The sequence below is a fragment of the Paraburkholderia sp. 40 genome, assembly GCF_050434105.1.
GTDB lineage: Bacteria > Pseudomonadota > Gammaproteobacteria > Burkholderiales > Burkholderiaceae > Paraburkholderia > Paraburkholderia tuberum.
Genome location: NZ_JBNPVY010000001.1, coordinates 223,698 through 241,824, shown reverse-complemented (window position 1 = coordinate 241,824; position 18,127 = coordinate 223,698). Strand labels below are relative to the sequence as shown.

The following is an 18,127-nucleotide window of genomic DNA, read 5'->3' as shown; positions in this document are numbered from 1 at the left end:
TTCGATGACGTTCGCCAGGAGAGTCTTGACGAGCCCTCCCGGCGCCAGGAGCGAGAAGGCCGGAGCTCAAACTCCGGCCAGCACGCCTAACCTTTACATCCTCACGATGGGGAAACCGAGCTCCTGGAGGAGCAATACTGAAATGAAACCGCTGTCATTGGTTAGCCATCACCTGTGCCCTTTCGTCCAACGTGCCGCAATCGTGCTGGGGGAGAAAGGCGTAGCATTTGATCGGGTCAACGTTGATCTGTCAGAGAAACCCGAATGGTTTCTGAAGAAATCTCCAACGGGCAAGGTACCTCTTTTGATCGCGTCGCGCCCCGACGGTGGTGAAGCTGTTCTCTTCGAAAGCACGGCGATATGCGAGTTCCTTGAAGAGTCGCAGGAAGGTCCGCCGATGCACCCATCAAATGCCTTTGACCGCGCGCGCGATCGAGCATGGGCGGAGTACATCTCATCGATGTACGCGGACGTCTGGCTGATGCTCAACGCGAACGATATGGAAGTTTTCGAAAGCAAAAAAACCACATTCCGTGCAAAGATCCGTCAGATAGAGGGCGAAGTTTCCTCTGGACCGTACTTCAATGGCAAGTTTTTCAGCATGGTTGATGCTGCCATGGCCCCACTGAGTCGTTTTTTCGATTGTCTCCCTGCGGATCGTACGTCAGTATTTTTTGAATACGCTCCGAAGATTGAGAAGTGGCGACAAACGTTGAGGTCCCGACCCAGCGTTGCAGCAGCGGTGGGCGCCGACTACGCGGTCCGTTTTCGGGAACAGCTTTCCAGGCAACATGCGCTGATCCTGCAATAGATGCGTGGCTCTCGCCAAAACTCCGCAGCTTTGATTCAGTCGTAGATTGCGGGGACGAACCGAAAAATCGGATGCGCCCTCATGAGCATGAAAGTTTGGCGCGACTGGAGCGGATGCCTGAGTGTCAGTTTGGACGCGATGCGGTCGGCCGTAGATGGCCGAGGGCGTGTGGAAACTCCATTTCTACCGCTGAGGGCGACGTTGCGGGTCGGATCGATCAGGTTAGATGCGTCGAGCTAGCGCTAATCGAACATCGCGGCCGTAAGAAGCCCCTCGGGGCCTCAGCTGGTAGCCAGCTTCATCGCCTTCATCATTCCGGCAACCCCCAGTATATTGATGACGCGCTTGAGGTTATAGGCTAGCACCTGAAGGCTCATTTCGGTGCTCACCCGTCCCAGCGTCCGGGTCAGGAAGTGGGTGGCCCCCATCCAATGCTTCAGCGTGCCGAAGACGTGTTCGACCGTGCTTCTTCGAATGGTCATTGCATCGGGCATGCGCTCGAGTCGACGCTGCATGGCTTCCAGTACATGTTCGTGTTCCCATCGTCGGATGCGGCGGTAGTCGCTGGGGGAACATCGCTCCTTGAGATGGCAACGCGGGCATGCGCTGGGCCAGTACACGCGCAGGTTCATGTCTTTCTCAACGGTCTTGAATCGAAGAATTGCGCGCTCACCAGCGGGGCATCGATACTCATCGTTCCTGGCAACGTAGATGAAGTCGCGCTTGGTAAAGAGCCCTTTCTTTCTTGACGCCGAGGTGAGTGGTTTCGGGACATACGTGGTGATTCCCGCCAGTGCACAGGCGCGGATGTCCGGACCGCTGTAGTAGCCTCGATCAGCTAGCACCTTCAGCCCCGACTTGCCCATCGCCTTCTTCGCTGACACGGCCATCCTGCTGAGTTGCCCGTGATCGCCTCCGATATTCGTCACCTCATGTTCCACGATCAGATGGTGCTTCGTATCCACGGCGGTCTGCACGTTGTAGCCGACAGTTCCGGTTCTTTTGCCACCGCTGGTCATAGAGCGGGAATCCGGGTCGGTAAGCGACAGTTGTCCGTCAGGTTCTTTCTTCAGCTGCGCTTTGATTTGCTCGAGCTCACGCATCCGCTGGCGCAACAGAGCGATCTTCTCGTACAGGCGCACGGTCTTCACATCGAAACCTGTCGGACTGGTCCGGTCTGCGGTTTCAATCATGTCGAGGTATCGCTGGACGCTTTCCTCAATCTGTTGCTGACGCTTGTCGATCTTGCCCGCCGTGTAGTTCCTGTCGCGGCTGTTCACCGCCTTGAATTTGCTGCCGTCGATGGCGACCATGTCGCTCGATAGCAGCTTCAGTCCTCGACACAGCTCGACGAAGCGACGGCATACGTTGCGAATGGCCGGCCCGTTGTCGCGGCGAAAGTCGGCGATCGTCTTGAAGTCTGGCGCCAGACGTCCTGTCAGCCACATCAACTCGACGTTGCGTTGGCATTCGCGCTCAAGACGCCGACTTGAGGGTACCCGGTTCAGATACCCGTAGATATAGATCTTGAGCATCACGCCAGGGTGGTAGGACGGGCGCCCGGTGATTGCGGGCGTGGTGCCGTTGAAGCCGAGAGTCGTGAGGTCCAGTTCGTCCACGAACACGTCGACGATTCTGATCGGGTTGTCCTGGCCGATGTAGTCATCGACGCATTCGGGAAGTAGTGCGACCTGCTTGCGGTCATCGCCTTCAACGAATCGCTTCATGAGTCACCCGGTCTCAATGAGTTGATTCAGTTTAGGCGATGAGTGCGTTTTCACACACCCTCGGCCGACTACGGCTCATGCGCTTTGCACTGTGGCGGGGAGCATCGTAGCGCGGCGCCCAGCAGAGTGTGGCCGAGACCGACGATTCGCAACCGGCCGAGCGTTGCGACACATTTACTGTCGCAACAGTGATAGATTTAATGCGGTCTACGTGTCAGTCGATCTCGGCCTCGCCATTCATCAGCACGACGACGTTTCGCTCGACGGCGCGCGAGCGGAAATAGACGCGGCCTTCGGGTTCGTCGAGTGTCCATATCTCGGTGCGTATGGTTTCGCCGGGAAACACAGGTGCGGAGAACCGTGCATAGAGCATCTTGAGACGTCCGGGGGCATAGCCGCAGACGTCGCGCAGAATTGCATGCCCTGCAATACCGTACGTCGCGAGGCCGTGAAGGATTGGCCGCTCGAAGCCGGCGGCCCGCGCCACTTCGGGATCGACGTGCAACGGATTAGGATCTCCATTGAGCCGGTAAAGCAGTGCAGCCTCGGGTCTAGTCGGTAAGTCGCAAACGATATCAGGCTCTCGTTCGGGGACGTTCGGCACGGGCGGCAGAGGGGGGTCGCCTGGCGGACCGTTCTCCGCAAAGCCGCCATCGCCACGACAGAAATTCAACTGCTCGACCTTTGCGAGGAGTCTGCCGTTGGTGGCATCGATGACATCCCTCTCCATCAGTACCTGTGCACCCTTGCTGCGCCCCTTGTCGACGATCGCTTTGACGCGTGTGCGGCCGATAATCGTGCCGGCTGGCGGTAATGGGGCGTAGAGGCGCACGCGCTGCTCGCCGTGCACGACCTTGACCCAGTCAATGCCGCTCTCGGGATTTCTCATCCACTGTCCCGGAAAGCCGAGAACCGCAGCCAGAGTCGGTGCGACCGACAGTGATGGGCCGAACGTATAGCTAAGCGCTCGGCGATCGAGCGGATCGACTCCGAAGCCGACACTGAGGGCATAAAGTACCGCGTCGCGTTCGCTGTAGTCCTGTCGGACATCGTCGAATCGCCAGGCTTTCAGCCCGTGATAGTCGATGGCCATGTCAAACTCCGTTGCCGATCGCCGTTGGCCTGCGCGGTATGGCCATAGCGAGTGTCATACCGGGTCCCAGCTGAATACATCGCCTGAACGCTCCATCGGAACGAATGAGGATTTGAGCGCCGGCATGCCGTGCTCGGCGATTGTCTCCGGGCTCCATCCTTCGCTGCGATGCACGGAACGCAGTGGGCGAGGCTGGCTCATCAAAAAGATTTCGTTGTTGCGCACGGTGAAAATCTGTCCGTTCACTTCACGAGCGGTGTCGCTTGCGAGGTAGACGGCAAGCGGAGCTATCTTCGCTGGCGTCATTTGCTTAATCTTTTCCACCCGCGCCGCTTGCTCCGGCGTGTCGGTCGGTATTGAGCTGATCATGCGGCTGAAAGCGAATGGCGCAATGCAATTCGAGCGAACATTGAATTTTTCGAGGTCGAGCGCGATCGATTTCGAGAGCCCCGCAATGCCCATCTTCGCGGCGTTGTAGTTGGCCTGTGCGTAGTTGCCGATGAGCCCCGAGGTGGAAGTCATGTGCACGAATGCTCCGCCTGCCTGATCCTTGAAGTACGGAGCGGCGGCCCGGCTGAGACTGAACGTGCCGTAAAGATGCACCTTCAACACGGCATCCCATTCCTCGTCCGACATCTTGTGGAAAAATCGATCGCGAAGAATGCCGGCATTGTTGACGACACAGTCGATTCGGCCGAATGCGTCGAGTGCCTGCGATATGATCCGTGCACCCGCGCCCTGGTCGGCCACGCTATCCGTGTTGGCGACTGCTTCACCGCCGTCGGCGCGAATCTCTTCAACGACGCTTTCGCCTGGCGTCGTATCGCGCCCGGTACCCTGAAGCGAGGCGCCGATATCGTTCACCACGACGCGCGCGCCATACCGTGCCATCAGCAACGCGATGTCGCGGCCGATGCCGCCGCCGGCGCCGGTGACGATCACCACTTTGCCAGCCATCAGATCTTTGTTTGTCATGCATGTCTCCATAGAACTGTCAGTGCCACAGGTGTGATGTGCGGGTGCTGCTACCTGCAGCGGGATCATCCATCACAATGGAGCTCACGGACGTTCGCTGTCAACGCGTGAGGCAAAGCCTTTCCGTACTTCAAAAGTGCATTGAGCGGGGCCGGAACAACAGGCGGTCCGGCGCCGAGGGATATTGGCGCTGTCGTCGTTGATGTCAAAGTACGGAACATGCCTGCAGATGTGATTGACGCTAACTCCTTTGAATCGGAGCATGAAGTCGTCAATGGACCCACACGAGCAACGACACCACCATGATTCGAGACATCGAAACGATGAATGCTCTGCGCGACAATATCGCGCGATTCGTACGAGAGCGCCTGATCCCCAATGAGGAACGGGTGGCCGAGACCGACGAGATTCCACAGGACATCATCGAAGACATGAAGGCGATGGGTCTCTTCGGCATCACGATTCCCGAGGAGTACGGCGGCCTGCAGTTGACGATGGAGGAGGAAGTTCTTGCGATGTTCGAGCTGGGTCGCGCTTCGCCCGCGTTCCGCTCGCTGATCGGCACGACGGTGGGCATCGGCTCGCAGGGGATTCTTCTTGACGGTACGCCAGAGCAAAAGGCGCGGTATTTGCCCCGGCTGGCTACAGGCGAGTTGATTGCATCGTTCGCGTTGACCGAGCCAGAGGCCGGTTCCGATGCTGCTTCATTGCGGGCTACCGCGATTCGTGATGGCGACGATTACGTCGTCAATGGTACGAAACGATTTATTACCAACGCGCCGCAGGCTGGCATTTTTACGCTTATGGCCCGGACCAACCCCGAAGACAAGCGCGCAAGCGGCATTTCGGCATTCATAGTCGAGGCAGGCGCGTCGGGCATCAGCTTCGGCAAGCGCGACAAAAAGATGGGGCAGCGAGGCGCACACACCTGCGACGTGATATTTGAAAACTGCCGCGTACCGGCTGCCAACCTGATCGGCGGCATTGAAGGTAACGGATTCAAGACGGCGATGAAGGTGCTGGATAAGGGCCGGATTCATATTGCTGCCATATGCGTGGCCGTCGCGCAGCGGATGCTTGACGATGCGTTGCGCTATGCGATGGAGCGTAAGCAGTTCGGTCAGCCGATCGCTGACTTCCAGCTCGTACAGGCCATGCTGGCCGATAGTCAGGCCGAGCTCTACGCGGCGCGCTGTATGGTACTCGACGCGGCGCGGCGTCGCGACGAGGGGAAAAAGGTCAGCACCGAGGCCTCCTGCGCGAAGCTCTTCGCTTCGGAAATGTGCGGGCGTGTGGCTGACCGGGCAGTCCAGATTCATGGCGGGGCAGGTTATATGAGCGAGTACGGCATTGAACGCTTTTATCGCGATGTGCGGCTCTTTCGCATTTTCGAGGGAACGAGCCAGATCCAGCAACTTGTGATTGCTCGAAACATGATCCGGGAAGCGGAACATTAATCAGTTGGAGCCGGCATGGCCGGCGATGCGTGCCAGGCGGAAACGGAGCGGGCGGGGCGGCAGCCCCGAGCAACCGAATGGTTTCCGCGGCGGTGGAGATGCAAATGGAAAGCGCGAGAAGGTCGTTACGTGAGGTAGTTGAAAGTTGGCTCTCACCGAACAGAGCGATTCCGGTCCGAGTACGTTTATTCAGACTTTCGAGCTTGGCGTGCGGGCGTTACGTGCGCGTCGAAGCGAAAGCGGCAACGGGCCTCGTAGCCATCTGTTTCTTTCGGCACGAGGACGGCTCCTGGTGCGTGTTCCCGCCAGGACCGCGGCGCCCGGCCATGCGGGTTTCCTAGCCGGGAACGCTCCGTCAGGAAACGCCGGAACATCTGTTCCGCACTCGGGCGAGAGAACGGCAAGCGCTATCAATCGTTTGCGACGGAGCGGGCACGGGTATCCCCGAATGGCCAAGGCCTCGCATAGCGCGATACTTCCGATGTACGGAACGTTGACGCAAGATCATTGACGAGCTGCGCCATCGATTCGTTAGATGCATTGTGTTGAACACCGAGTACCGAACAGGTTTTCTGCCCTCCGACCCGTATGCTTGTTACGGCATTCGCTTGACTATAAACGGGGTGATCAATGTCATTGCGCACACATCATGGCGACGCAGCTGTCGCCGCGCGCGAAGAGGCGGGGCTGGATGCCGCAGCGATGGAACAGGCGGGGGCTAGTGCCCACGGTGCCTGTGGGGGAGCGATGGTCGTGCCCCTGGCACGAAGCATCGCGGTTCTGGCGGCCTTCAGGCCGCAGGAGCCATGGCTCGGCAATCAGGACATCGTGCTCGAGACAGGCATCCCGGCGCCGACCGTCTCCAGGATGCTGCGCTCGCTCCTGACGCTGGGGTACCTGCGCTATTCGCCGGAGCGGCGCAAATATCGTTTGTCGGCTTCCGTCTTGTCCCTCGGATACGCGGCAATCGCGCATTCGAACGTTCAGCGTCTGGCCCGTCTCGGAATGCAGTCACTAGCGGATGCAAACGAAACGTATGTGGTGCTTGGTACGCGCGACCGTCTCGACGTGATCGTACTCGAAACATGCGCGGGCAAAGCGGCGTCCGTTGACCTTGGACTCTACGTCGGCACGCGTCTGCGTATCGCGTCGTCACCGATGGGATGGGCGTTGCTTTCGGCATTGCCTGAACTGGAACGCTTCTATCTGCTTGGCAATATCGAGCGCAAGGCGGGGCGCGACTGGCCGCACCTGCGGCACCGCATCAGCGAGGGAATTTCGCAGGCACTCAACACCGGTTATTGCGCGTCGCTGGGTGAATGGGAGCCTGAGCTCTCGATCGTCGCTGCACCGTTGACCATTCCTGACCATGCTCCGCTCGTGCTCGCATGCATCGGTCATAGCGCACGCATGGGGCGCGCACGATTGGAGCGCGAATTGGCGCCTAGGCTTGTCGCCGCCGCACGTTCCCTGCAGGAAAAGGCGCTATTTGTTGATTGAGGAAAATATGACAGGCGCGAGCGATTCGCAAAACGTCACGCTCACCGTCGAGCGCGGCCTGGAAGTCCTGTGCGCATTTCGCGCGGAGCGAGCCCCGTTGTCAAACGCGGAGCTCGTCCGTCGAACGGGCCTGTCTAAGGCCACTGTGTCACGGTTGACATCGACCTTGATTCGCATCGGCTTTCTACGGCGAGTCGGAGGCGGTCGTCAATTCGAACTGGGACCGGGAGCGCTCAGCATCGGCTACGCCTATCTCGAGGCGAACCCTATCACGCACTGCGTCAATCCATTCATGCAGGAACTAGCCGACAAACTTGATGTATGCGTTGCGTTGGCAGTGCCCCACCACCTGAATATGCTTTACATCGCTTGCCGAACCAGTGCAAGAATCGCCACGCTTCGGCTCGGCGTGGGCACGGTGCTTCCGATGGAATCGACCTCCGTTGGTCGTGCTTATCTCTATGCGCTCCCACCAGACGAGCGCCGCGCTCGCATGACCGCTATCCTGAATGCAGCCGGCGGCGCCGCGGCAACTGTGCGCAATGGTATAGAGGTGGCTTTTGATGATCTTCGGGAGTCGGGTGTATGCATGTCGGTCGGGGAGTATCAGCGCAACGCCTATGGGATAGCGCTGCCAATCCACGTCGGGCGGTCGCGCACGTTGATGGCGTTGAGTTGCGGCGCTGTAGAACTCGAACCACATATGGCGGCAATTCGTAAAAAGGTGATACCGGCGCTGAAGTTGGCCGCGCATAAAGTCCCCGAATTGCTTGCTGACATCGACTGTGAACCTTGACACATATCGTGTGTCGCGCGCTGTTAGCGCACGAGATATCAGGCCGCCGGCTGCATTGGGATTAACGCCCATGGCGATCGAGCCGGCCCCGGCACAAACTAGCGGAGACAGGGCAAACTAGGCGACAACATCATGATTCCCTCTGCGTTAATGATTCCACGGCAATGAGCTCTTTTAACAGACTTTATTTCATCCGGCAGGTTGATCTCTTCACGCTGCGGCTTTTCTTGTCGGCCGTCGAAGAGCAGCAGATCGGGCGTGCGGCAATCCGGGAGAACATTGCTGCCTCGGCCGCGACGAAACGAATCCAGGACCTCGAAGAGATCGCGGGCGTAAAGCTCCTCGAGCGCAGCCCGAAGGGGGTGGTACCGAGCCCGGCGGGCGAAGTACTCCTGCGATACATCCGGACAGTTTTTTCCAAGCTCGATGATACGAGAGCGGAAATTGCCGGATTCTGTGAAGGGGTGCGTGGCGCCGTAACCATTGCCTCCGCGCGTTCGATTATTGCTCCGTTCCTGGCCCGGGAACTGGGCGAGTACGTGCGCGAATTTCCGCTCGTCGATCTGGTCGTGCATGAGGTCGAGAATGCCCGGATCGTGCAGGATGTAGCTCAGGGTGAAGCCGACATTGGTGTGTTCGCGGCGGCGCCTGGGCTCGAACTGGACGGCCTCGAGATCGTCCCGTACCGCAAAGACCGCATGGTCGTCGTCGTACCTGCAGGGCATCCGCTAGCCCACCGGCAAAGCGTCACATTCGAAGACCTACTTCCGGAAAATGTCATCGTCGCCGGCGCGATGCTGAGCGGTTTTCGGGAAGCGGCGAAACGGCTTGGGCGCGAATTCAAACCAAAATACAGTGTGCAGAGCGCGGGCGTCGCGATCAGCCTGGCGCAGGCAGGCCTCGGCGTGACTGTGCAGCCTGAATGCCTGCTCGACTTCAAGCTATTTAATGAAGTTGCGGCGGTGAACTTTGCGGAGCCGTGGGCCACCCGCTCGATCCACATCGCGACGGCGAGGGGCCGCGCGATCGGACCCGCAACCGGTATGTTGCTCAAGCAGTTGCTGGATCGGCCCCCAGAGGTGCCTGCCGCCGCTCAAAGATAACTCACTGACGAAGCGTAGCGGCATCGAGCACACGCATTCGCCGGCAGCGAATCGAAGCTTCGTAAATCTCAAGTTGGCGCCCCTGACCGAAGCGCTTAGGCTTCGAGTCAATGTATGGCGTTAAAAGAGAGAACGAGGAGACATCAGATGAAGCTTCGAGCCAAGCTGGCTGCCGCGTTGCTTGCCAGCACAATCGCAGGGCCAAGCCTGGCCCAGTCGCCGCAGCCCTGGAAGTTCGCAGCGTTGTTGCCCCTCACCGGTGTCAACGCGGGGTACAGTCTCGACCTCAAACTGGGTTATGAGATCGCCGTAGAAGACATCAATCATAGCGGGGGGATCTTGGGGCGGCCCGTTCAGTTGACGATGATGGACACACAAAGCAACCCCGGACAGGTTGCCACGTTGATCAGGCAAGCCTGCAATGATGCACTGATCGTGGTTGGCCCTGCCTTGTCACATGAGGCACAGGTAGGTTTCCCGGTCGCCAACAGCATGCAATGTCCCTCGTTCGCGCCCGCAGCTCCCGCTATCGGTCTTACGGCATCTAACCGCCCATGGGCATTCTCGTTTGCCACGCCTGTCAACGTGACCACCCCGGTCGCGATCGACTTCATCACGAAAAAGCTCAAGCCAAAAAAGGTGGCGTTGATTGTCGAGAAGGAGGACAACGCGGCGACCTCTTACGCTCAACTCATCGTCAAGGCATTGGCACACGACAGCATCCCGGTCGACACGCTGTCCGTTTCGAGTAAGGACGTCGATTTCGGGCCGCAGATCAACCGCGCGGCGAGCGCCAACGCCGACCTCTTGATTCTGGCCACACTTGATCGATCGGCCGTGGGCCTGCTGAAAGAGTTGCGCAAATCCCGCTCAGGCGCACATGTGATGTTGACGCAGTCTGCATACAACGCGCTCGTAGGCTCATTGCCCCCCGATATCCTCGAAGGTGTCTACCGGTATGCCCAGGCGGATCTGGCTAGTTCGCCCGACCCGCGCGTGAAGGCGTTCATCAAAAAATACGAGAGCCGATCGGGCGGTCGCGCGCCATCATGGGTCGCGGCACTGCCCTACGACCTGATGATGATGACGAAGACGGTGATGGAGCGTGGCGGATTGAAGGGCGATGCCGCAAATCGCGCCTCGGATCGAAAGAAGTTCATTGAGACGCTGGCCGCGGTTCGTGACTGGACGGGTCTGACGGGGACCGTTTCGATGACGCCTGAGGGCTACGTCTTCAAGTTGCCTCAAGTGCTGGTATCGCACGGTGGCAAATGGGAACTGGTCAAGGACTGAGGGGAGTGTCATGATGGGCGCGTTAGGCCAGAGTTTCATCAACGGCATCACAATCGGCAGCAGCTATGCGCTAGTTGCAGTGGGCTTCACCCTTATATTTGGAGTACTGCGGGTAGTTTACCTGTCACATGCAGCTGTGCTCGCGGCATGCGCTTATATCGGATACGGCGTCATCGAAGTCACGAATAGCGCAGTCGCTGCAATTGTAGTTGCGACGCTTGCCGGAGCTGTCTTGGGTGTGGTGATCGAACGGATCGCCATCCGCCCGGTTCGAGGTCAGAATCACTTGATCCCGATGGTGACTTCAATATCCGTCGCAATCATCATCGAAGAAACGCTGCGTCTGACGGTGCTCTCCGGCCAGCCGATTTCCTACCCAGACACCTTTGCATCGACCGTCATTCGCCTGCACGTGGGCGGCGCAGAACCATACTTCACCGTCGGCCAGGTATTGATTTTTGCCCTGACACTCGCGCTCGTCTTGACGCTCAGGGTTGTCGTGCAGCGTACTTGGGTCGGCCGTGCGATGCGTGCCGTCGCCGATTCTGAAGATGTCTCCTCGCTGCTTGGTGTGCGCGTGAACGTCACCTCTGCCAGGACGATGGCGCTGGCTTCGATGCTTGCAGGTGCGGCAGGCGTCCTGCTGGCGCTGTCGATTGGAGCGATCGATGCGCATTTCGCCGAGCCGCTGCAATTCAAGGCATTGGCGATCGTACTCTTTGCTGGGCTAGGCAGTATTCCGGGCGCGGTGGTGGGTGGCTACCTGCTAGGTTTCGTCGAGGCGTTCGCGGCGGGCTACCTGGATACGTCTTATCGCGACCTCTTCGCGTACGTTTTGATGATCGCCATCCTCATGATGCGGCCACAAGGGTTGTTCGGCCGACGCCTGACACAACGGGTTTAATATGGCCGCTTCCGCCTTCGAGGCTTTCGTCACGCTCCAGTGCATCCTGTGCATTGCCGCGCTTGGCCACTACTTGCCGCTCTCGATGAAGCAGCTCGATCTTGGCATCGCCGGGTATATGTCGATCGGTGCGTATACGAGCGCTCTCCTGACTCGCGATTACCACGTCACGTTCGAGCTTGCGCTGGCGGGCGGGGCGGGGATGGCCGCCGTCGGCGCGCTCGTCGTCGACTCGCTGGCGACGCGCGTCCGGCTGAGCGGATTTGCCTACGCCGTCTTCAGTCTTAGTTTCGCGGAGTCACTGCGCATCATTTTGAACAACACAGAAGCGGTCGGTGCGACGCTCGGCTTCGCGCAGATCCCACCGAACACGACGCTGGCACAGTCCGCCGGCATTCTCGCCCTGATCGTAGCAGGGTTCTGCGTGCTCGATCGGACTCGGCTCGGAAGACTGAAGACGGCGATTGCGGATGACGAATTCATAGTGCCTCAGCTTGGTATTCCGGTCGTTGCGACCAAGCTCACGGTCTTCGCACTGGGTGGCGGCTTGGGCGGGCTCGCGGGCGGCCTTTACGCGCACTACGTGCTGTTCATGCGTCCGGACGATTTCGGGTTTGCGTTGCTGATAGCGATTCAGTTGCCGATCGTCTTTGGCGGTCTTGATCGTTTCTGGGGTGCACTGGCCGGTACGCTGTTGCTCGCGGCGATACCGGAACTCCTTCGCGAACTCGGTCAATTCCGACTGCTTTTCACAGCCGGCGCGACGCTGTTGTTGCTGATCATACGTCCAGGAGGGTTGCTGACGCACGGCGCGATCGCGTCACTCTCGTCTGTTGTCGAACGAGTTGCATCAGGGATATACAGGCGGCTTCACACGAGAGGGGAACCCCGATGACGACTTCTGCATTGACGCCATCCATTCCGCTCGATACGTCGGTGACTTGCATGGCTAGCCGCTCCTTGCTCTCGATCGATAAGGTTAGCGTCGCATTCGGCGGCGTGAAAGCATTGTCTAACGTCTCGATCGACATTCCTGCCGATCGCGGCATCGACGCCATCATCGGGCCGAACGGGGCCGGCAAGACGACACTGTTCAACGCGTTGACAGGCGTGGTGCGCCCGAACCAGGGACGCGTCCTCCTGCAAGGAAACGACATCACTGGCCTGCGCCAGGACGATATATACCGGCGTGGGCTCTCGCGCACTTTTCAGGGCGTCCGGCTCTTCGAGCATCTCAATATCGAGCAGAACGTCTTGCTCGCTGCGCGGTCCGTGCGCGGTCAGCAAGAACGCACCCGAGGGAAGCTGTTGCCGGAATGGTGGGAGTCAGCCGAAAGCCGCGAGCGAGCACACGGAGCGCTTGATCGTGTAGGCCTCGCGGTCGCCATGCGCAGGCGTCTTCCCTCGCAGCTCACGCTCTGGGAAAGCCGGATGGTCGAAATTGCACGCGCCCTTAGTTCTGAGCCGGCGGTATTGCTGCTCGATGAGCCGGCTGCGGGTCTGAATGCTGTGGAGAAGGCGCGTCTCGGTGACCTTCTGCTGCGTATCGTTGCGGAAACCGGGTGCCACCTCGTCATAGTGGAACACGATATGACCTTGCTCATGTCCATTGCCGAGCATGTCTGGGTGCTGAATTTCGGATCGCTCCTTGCGAGCGGCACCCCGGCGCAGGTGCAGGCTGATCCGCTCGTTCACGAAGCCTATCTCGGCAGCCCGAAGGAGGGTGCGCGATGACGACGCTTCTCGAGGTGGATGACCTCCATTGCGGCTACGGTCGCGCAGACGTCATTCACGGAATCAGCTTAGAAGTTCATGCCGGCGAGTCCGTCTGCCTGATCGGACCGAATGGCGCAGGAAAGTCGACCTTGATGAAGGCGATTGCCGGCGCGGTTCGACCGAGATCCGGGCGCATTGTCTTCGCGCATCGCGATATCACGAAGGCACCCACGCATGAGCGCGTGGAAGCGGGGATTGCGCTCGTGCCCGAGGGGCGTGGGCTCCTGCCGTCGTTGACGGTCGAGGAGAACCTGCTGCTCGGGGCGTATGTCAGACGCCGCGATTCCGATGTGCGCGACCATATGCGGCAACTGATGGACCAGTTTCCCGTGCTTGGTGCTCGCCGCTCACAGACGGCGACCACGCTGAGCGGTGGCGAGCAGAAGCAACTCGTGATTGCACGTGCGTTGATGAGCCGCCCTAGCATGCTGATTCTGGATGAGCCGTCGTTCGGCGTAGCCCCACTCATCGTGGCTGCGATCTTCCGTACTATCGAGGAACTGCGATCTGCCGGCATGACAATTCTGCTGGTCGAGCAGAATGCAAGCATAGCGTTGCAAGTGGCCCAGCGTGGATATGTGATCGAATCCGGCCGCTGTGCACTGTGCGGCACCGCCACGGAACTGCGGGACAGCAGCGTCATACAGGAGGCGTATCTTGGCGCAGCGACATGATGTGCGCGGGGGGGAATCGCTAACCGGCATTCCCGTCGCTCTGGGCTTTCAGGTACGAACCGTCGTTCCTGCTATCGAGCAGGCCGTTTTGCGAGTGCGAGGAAAAAGGCAAATTGCGCAGTCGCCGTCGCGATGACGAGGACCAATAGCGCTGAAAACGCGGGGCTCGGGCCAAGTGCTGCGACAGTAGTACACACCGCACCCACCGCATATTGGATGCAGCCGCACAATCCTGCTGCTGAGCCAATTAACCGGTCATTGACGCTCAGCGCATTCGCGAGCGCGACGGGATTCACCATGCCAGAGCCGCAGGTGAAGAGGACGATGCCGCAAACCACAGTCCGCACATCGAGCCGGCCAAGCAGCAGGATACAAAGGAGCGTGAAGGCACAGACAAAACTGATTGTACAACCCACGCGCATCAAGGACACGGGGCATACGCGTTTTGCCAGCTTGACTGTGATGAGGTTGCCGATCGCCATCCCGGCGATCATGAGCCCCATGTAAATCCCGACCAGATGCAACGGAAGATGTAATTCGTTGACAAGAATGAACGGTGCTGCCGACAGAAACGCATAGATCGAAAACGTTGCGAGGCCGTTACCGACGGCGAACCCCAAAAATCTGGCGGACCCGAGCAGTGCGCGGTAATCGGCCACAAGATTTGCCGCATCGGTTCGGTGCGCGGCACGGCGCGTTTCGGGTAATAGTTTCCACGCAACCCCAAGCGTGAACGCCCCAGTAAGCGACAGCAGGGCGAACATGATGCGCCATCCCCACGCCCCGGCGACGAAACCCCCGATCATGGGAGCGAAGCCGGGACTCATGACGACCATTAGATTGAGCAGTGCAAGTTGCGATACTGACGAGCCGCCGTCTGACGTATCGCGGACAATCGCGCGGCCCAGCGCCACGCCGGCGCAGCTGCCAAGGGCTTGCACCAGGCGTCCAAAAAGGAGGCACGAGAGATTCGGGGCGAGCGCGATGATCAGTCCGCCCACGACGTACACGGTGAGCCCGATCATCAGCAGCGGACGGCGGCCGAACGAATCCGATAATGGCCCGTATATGAGCTGGCCTACGGCCAGCCCGATGATATAGATGCTGATAGCCATCTGCATCTGGCCCGCTTGCGCGTGAAGCGACTGAGCGGCATCTGGCAACGCGGGCACGAACATGTGCATGGCCATGGTTCCACCCAACGCGATCAGTACCAGCACCCAGAAGGGCGGCGCTATCCTTGGAATTGAATCGACGCACTCCGAACTCATTGCAGTCCTTTTTCGTTGCACCCGGCTTGTACTTCGATAGGAAGCCACCGTTGAGAATTGCGGTGTGGGGTCCCGGAGTCAACCGGGCGGTGCGACCTGTTCCGTACTCTGGAGCAATAGGCTCTATGACGGATTACTTTATGTTTTGGCGCCCGCCGTTCGCAGCCAGCGAATTGCGGATTCGTCATTCTCAAATTGGCCCCGGATGTCCGAGCGCCTACGATTGCTCTAATGGGTGATGCCATTTGTTGCACCGAAGCGTAGCCCAGCGTTAAAAAGTGAGTGCCAATTTTCCTCTTATTGCGACATTTATGCGGCAATGATCGTAGGTAATCCCCATCCATTCATCCGTAACCGAGGATTTAAATGACAAGCACGCCGACGCCTGATGCCAGCCGGATTCTCGCGGACTATGTGGCCAGCACGCGGTTCGAGGATTTGCCGCCTGCCGCACTGAAGAGCACCAAGCGATCCATCTTCGACACGGTAGGTGTGATGCTCGCGGGCGGTGGTCCGCATGCCAACGCGCAACATATCGTGCACATGCTCGCGCAATGGGGCGGCACGCCGAGCGGGACTGTTATCGGGCATCCGATGCGCCTGCCGGCTCCCCACGCAGCGTTCGCCAACGCATCGATGGCACATCAATATGATTTCGATGACGCACACGATGAAGCCGTGGCGCATCTCACTGGGACTACCCTCGCCGCCGCGCTGGCCGTGGCGGAGGAACGACCCGGAACCAGTGGGCGAGAACTGATCTCCTCGGTACTTCTTGGCAACGAGGTCATATGCCGCGTCGGCCTGGCAGTAAAGGGATCGCTCTATGACTACGTTTGGCTATGGCCGGCAATCGTCGCGATCTGGGGCGCGACGTCGGCCGCGGCGAGGGCGCTGGGATTCAACGCCGATCAGTTGCAATCCGCCTACGGCTTGACACTTCACCAGACAGGCAGCACGTTGCAATGCCTTTACGGCCCGGGGTCGGATGTGCGTGGTCTTCGGGATGGTTTCTCCGCGCGTAACGGCGTCACCGCGGCATTCATGGCTGAGGCTGGTCTACGCGGAGACCCGGACGCGCTTGACGGTCGATTCGGCTTCTTTGGCGCTTTTTTCCGCGGCGAATACGACCGCGCACGCTTGCTCGACAGGCTAGGTCAAGTCTACAAGACGGAAGGGATCACAATCAAGGCTTGGCCCTCAGCTCGCGAGACGCATGCAACATTGCAGGCACTCGTCGAAGTTCGCGACCAGCACGGCGTCGATCCACAAGCGATCGAAAAGGTCGTCTTGCGTGTTGGAGCGACCAACCTGCGATTCTGCGAACCTGCCGCGCAGCGGCGCCAGCCCACGCTCAGGATCGATGCGCTTTGCAGCCTCCCGTTCTGTTCTGCTGTGGCGCTCCATCATGGAAGCGTGCGGCTCGGGGCGTTCTCGGAGGAGGGTATGCGCGATCCGCGCATACTGGAACTTGCCGAGCGAATTACGTGGGAGGCAGATGACGAGCGCTCCCATGACGGCACAATCGAAGGCGGCGATGTGGCTGTGTACCTGCGCAGCGGTGAATGCTACCGGCATACTGTCCGCCATGCCATTGGCCACCCCGATTTCCCAATCTCAGAAGAACTGCTCGTGCACAAGTTCATCGACTGTGCCGCGCTATCGGCGCACCCGCCGAGCGAAGCGGAGGTACGCCGGTTCTGGGAACTGGTGCAGAACCTCGAAAACATCGAGGTTAGCGAATTTTCTGCAGCGGTTCGTTCGCTGAGCACCGCCTCCCAGCCGGTTTGATAATCCGGTCATGCTTTCGCGGCTGCGAATATGTCGCGGCCACGCAGGCTGCCATTCCAGAATGGATAAGCATGAATGTGAACATGAATCACATGATGGGCCGCGATTTGCAAGGCCGAGGCAAGGTCCCCGATGTGAGGGCCGTCGTGGAGGACCCGCAAAGCGTCTATACGGCGATCGAAACGCGCTTTTGCTGCCGTGCGTTCTTGCCGGAGCCAGTGGAGCGGGAGACTATTGAGCGCATCTTGCGCGCTTGCAGTTGGTCGCCATCGGGTTCCAATACTCAGCCGTGGAAAGCCTACGTCGTGCGAGGTGCGAGCCGCGATGCACTCGTAAGCAAAGTGTGCGCCGCCCACGACGCGCTACGCGACGATCCGTCGCTCGCTTCGGTTTACCAGGAAGACTACCCCTACTATCCGTCTGAATGGACGTCACCGTACATCGAGCGGCGGCGTGCGACAGGTTGGGGGCTCTACGGCGCGCTGGGTATCGGGAAGGGCGACCGGGACAGAATGCACGCTCAACACCAGCGGAACTACAAGTTCTTCGACGCACCCGTCGGCCTCTTCTTCACCAATGAAAAGGTGATGGCCCAAGGCGCACTTATGGATACCGCGATGTTCGTGCAGAGCGTGATGATCGCCGCGCGCGGGGAGGGGCTGCACACTTGCGTGCAGGCGGCATGGAATCCATTCTCGTCAATTGTCCTGCCGCACCTCGGTGCGATCGACGAGCGGCTGGTCTGCGCGCTTTCGCTTGGCTACGCAGACGTCAATGCGGCCGTGAACGAGTACCGTCCTCAGCGGGAGGATCCGAGCGTCTTTTCGCGCTGGCTGGATTAGGAGCGAACCAGGGGGCGCGGCGTTGTGCTCTGCGCCATCTTTGCCGTGTTCGCGACGGTCGTTGCGGTTTGCCGGGCATCGCCGAACCGTCTATCGCCCGGCTACGCGTCCGCG

At 59.6% G+C, this 18,127-nt stretch carries 16 protein-coding genes; 12 read left to right on the top strand and 4 right to left on the bottom strand.

What is annotated here, in order from left to right; translation table 11 throughout:
* The first annotated feature begins 142 nt into the window (after positions 1-142).
* Positions 143-811: a glutathione S-transferase family protein gene (locus OKW28_RS01180; protein WP_429443194.1), complete on the top strand. Its 669-nt coding sequence runs from the start codon at positions 143-145 to the stop codon at positions 809-811.
* 281 nt (positions 812-1,092) lie between these two features.
* On the opposite strand, the gene OKW28_RS01175 is transcribed toward OKW28_RS01180, so the two are convergent.
* The 3 genes from OKW28_RS01175 to OKW28_RS01165 form a co-directional block, all read right to left on the bottom strand.
* Positions 1,093-2,538: an IS1182 family transposase gene (locus tag OKW28_RS01175; RefSeq protein ID WP_429443192.1), complete on the bottom strand. Its 1,446-nt coding sequence runs from the start codon at positions 2,536-2,538 to the stop codon at positions 1,093-1,095.
* A gap of 214 nt (positions 2,539-2,752) precedes the next feature.
* Positions 2,753-3,631, bottom strand: coding sequence for a MaoC/PaaZ C-terminal domain-containing protein (locus OKW28_RS01170; RefSeq protein ID WP_429443189.1), 879 nt, complete (start codon positions 3,629-3,631; stop codon positions 2,753-2,755).
* A 54-nt stretch (positions 3,632-3,685) separates the two neighbouring features.
* A complete protein-coding gene (locus tag OKW28_RS01165; RefSeq protein WP_133665326.1) occupies positions 3,686-4,606 on the bottom strand; it encodes an SDR family NAD(P)-dependent oxidoreductase in 921 nt (306 codons plus the stop codon).
* A gap of 302 nt (positions 4,607-4,908) precedes the next feature.
* On the opposite strand from OKW28_RS01165, the gene OKW28_RS01160 reads away from it, so the two are divergent.
* From OKW28_RS01160 to OKW28_RS01120, 9 genes are all read left to right on the top strand, one after another.
* The gene (locus OKW28_RS01160; protein WP_133665325.1) at positions 4,909-6,063 is read left to right on the top strand and encodes an acyl-CoA dehydrogenase family protein; all 1,155 of its coding nucleotides are present in this window, start codon (positions 4,909-4,911) and stop codon (positions 6,061-6,063) included.
* A 630-nt stretch (positions 6,064-6,693) separates the two neighbouring features.
* A complete protein-coding gene (locus tag OKW28_RS01155) occupies positions 6,694-7,563 on the top strand; it encodes an IclR family transcriptional regulator (protein WP_429443186.1) in 870 nt (289 codons plus the stop codon).
* Positions 7,564-7,570: 7 nt separating this feature from the next.
* Entirely contained in the window at positions 7,571-8,359 is a 789-nt protein-coding gene (locus OKW28_RS01150; protein ID WP_131315755.1) for an IclR family transcriptional regulator, read from the top strand.
* Positions 8,360-8,523: 164 nt separating this feature from the next.
* Positions 8,524-9,462 carry a LysR family transcriptional regulator gene (locus tag OKW28_RS01145; RefSeq protein ID WP_429443184.1) on the top strand — a complete coding sequence of 313 codons (939 nt, stop codon included), beginning with the start codon at positions 8,524-8,526 and terminating at the stop codon, positions 9,460-9,462.
* A 147-nt stretch (positions 9,463-9,609) separates the two neighbouring features.
* Positions 9,610-10,755: an ABC transporter substrate-binding protein gene (locus OKW28_RS01140; RefSeq protein WP_429443182.1), complete on the top strand. Its 1,146-nt coding sequence runs from the start codon at positions 9,610-9,612 to the stop codon at positions 10,753-10,755.
* Between the two features lie 10 nt (positions 10,756-10,765).
* Positions 10,766-11,659: a branched-chain amino acid ABC transporter permease gene (locus OKW28_RS01135; RefSeq protein ID WP_429443180.1), complete on the top strand. Its 894-nt coding sequence runs from the start codon at positions 10,766-10,768 to the stop codon at positions 11,657-11,659.
* A 1-nt stretch (position 11,660) separates the two neighbouring features.
* On the top strand, positions 11,661-12,554 hold the full coding sequence (locus OKW28_RS01130) for a branched-chain amino acid ABC transporter permease (RefSeq protein WP_429443178.1): 894 nt from the start codon (positions 11,661-11,663) through the stop codon (positions 12,552-12,554).
* The gene (locus tag OKW28_RS01125; RefSeq protein WP_429443176.1) at positions 12,551-13,393 is read left to right on the top strand and encodes an ABC transporter ATP-binding protein; all 843 of its coding nucleotides are present in this window, start codon (positions 12,551-12,553) and stop codon (positions 13,391-13,393) included. The genes OKW28_RS01130 and OKW28_RS01125 overlap by 4 nt, the downstream gene beginning before the upstream one ends.
* Complete coding sequence (locus OKW28_RS01120) at positions 13,390-14,109, top strand: ABC transporter ATP-binding protein (RefSeq protein ID WP_429443174.1); 720 nt, start codon at positions 13,390-13,392, stop codon at positions 14,107-14,109. Before OKW28_RS01125 ends, OKW28_RS01120 begins: the two co-directional genes overlap by 4 nt.
* A gap of 71 nt (positions 14,110-14,180) precedes the next feature.
* Here the strand turns inward: OKW28_RS01120 and OKW28_RS01115 are convergent, their stop codons facing one another.
* On the bottom strand, positions 14,181-15,380 hold the full coding sequence (locus OKW28_RS01115; protein ID WP_429443171.1) for a multidrug effflux MFS transporter: 1,200 nt from the start codon (positions 15,378-15,380) through the stop codon (positions 14,181-14,183).
* Positions 15,381-15,746: 366 nt separating this feature from the next.
* On the opposite strand from OKW28_RS01115, the gene OKW28_RS01110 reads away from it, so the two are divergent.
* Both OKW28_RS01110 and OKW28_RS01105 read left to right on the top strand, forming a co-directional pair.
* A complete protein-coding gene (locus tag OKW28_RS01110) occupies positions 15,747-17,171 on the top strand; it encodes an MmgE/PrpD family protein (protein ID WP_429443169.1) in 1,425 nt (474 codons plus the stop codon).
* A 92-nt stretch (positions 17,172-17,263) separates the two neighbouring features.
* A complete protein-coding gene (locus OKW28_RS01105; protein ID WP_429443273.1) occupies positions 17,264-18,013 on the top strand; it encodes a nitroreductase in 750 nt (249 codons plus the stop codon).
* The last annotated feature ends 114 nt before the right edge of the window (positions 18,014-18,127 follow it).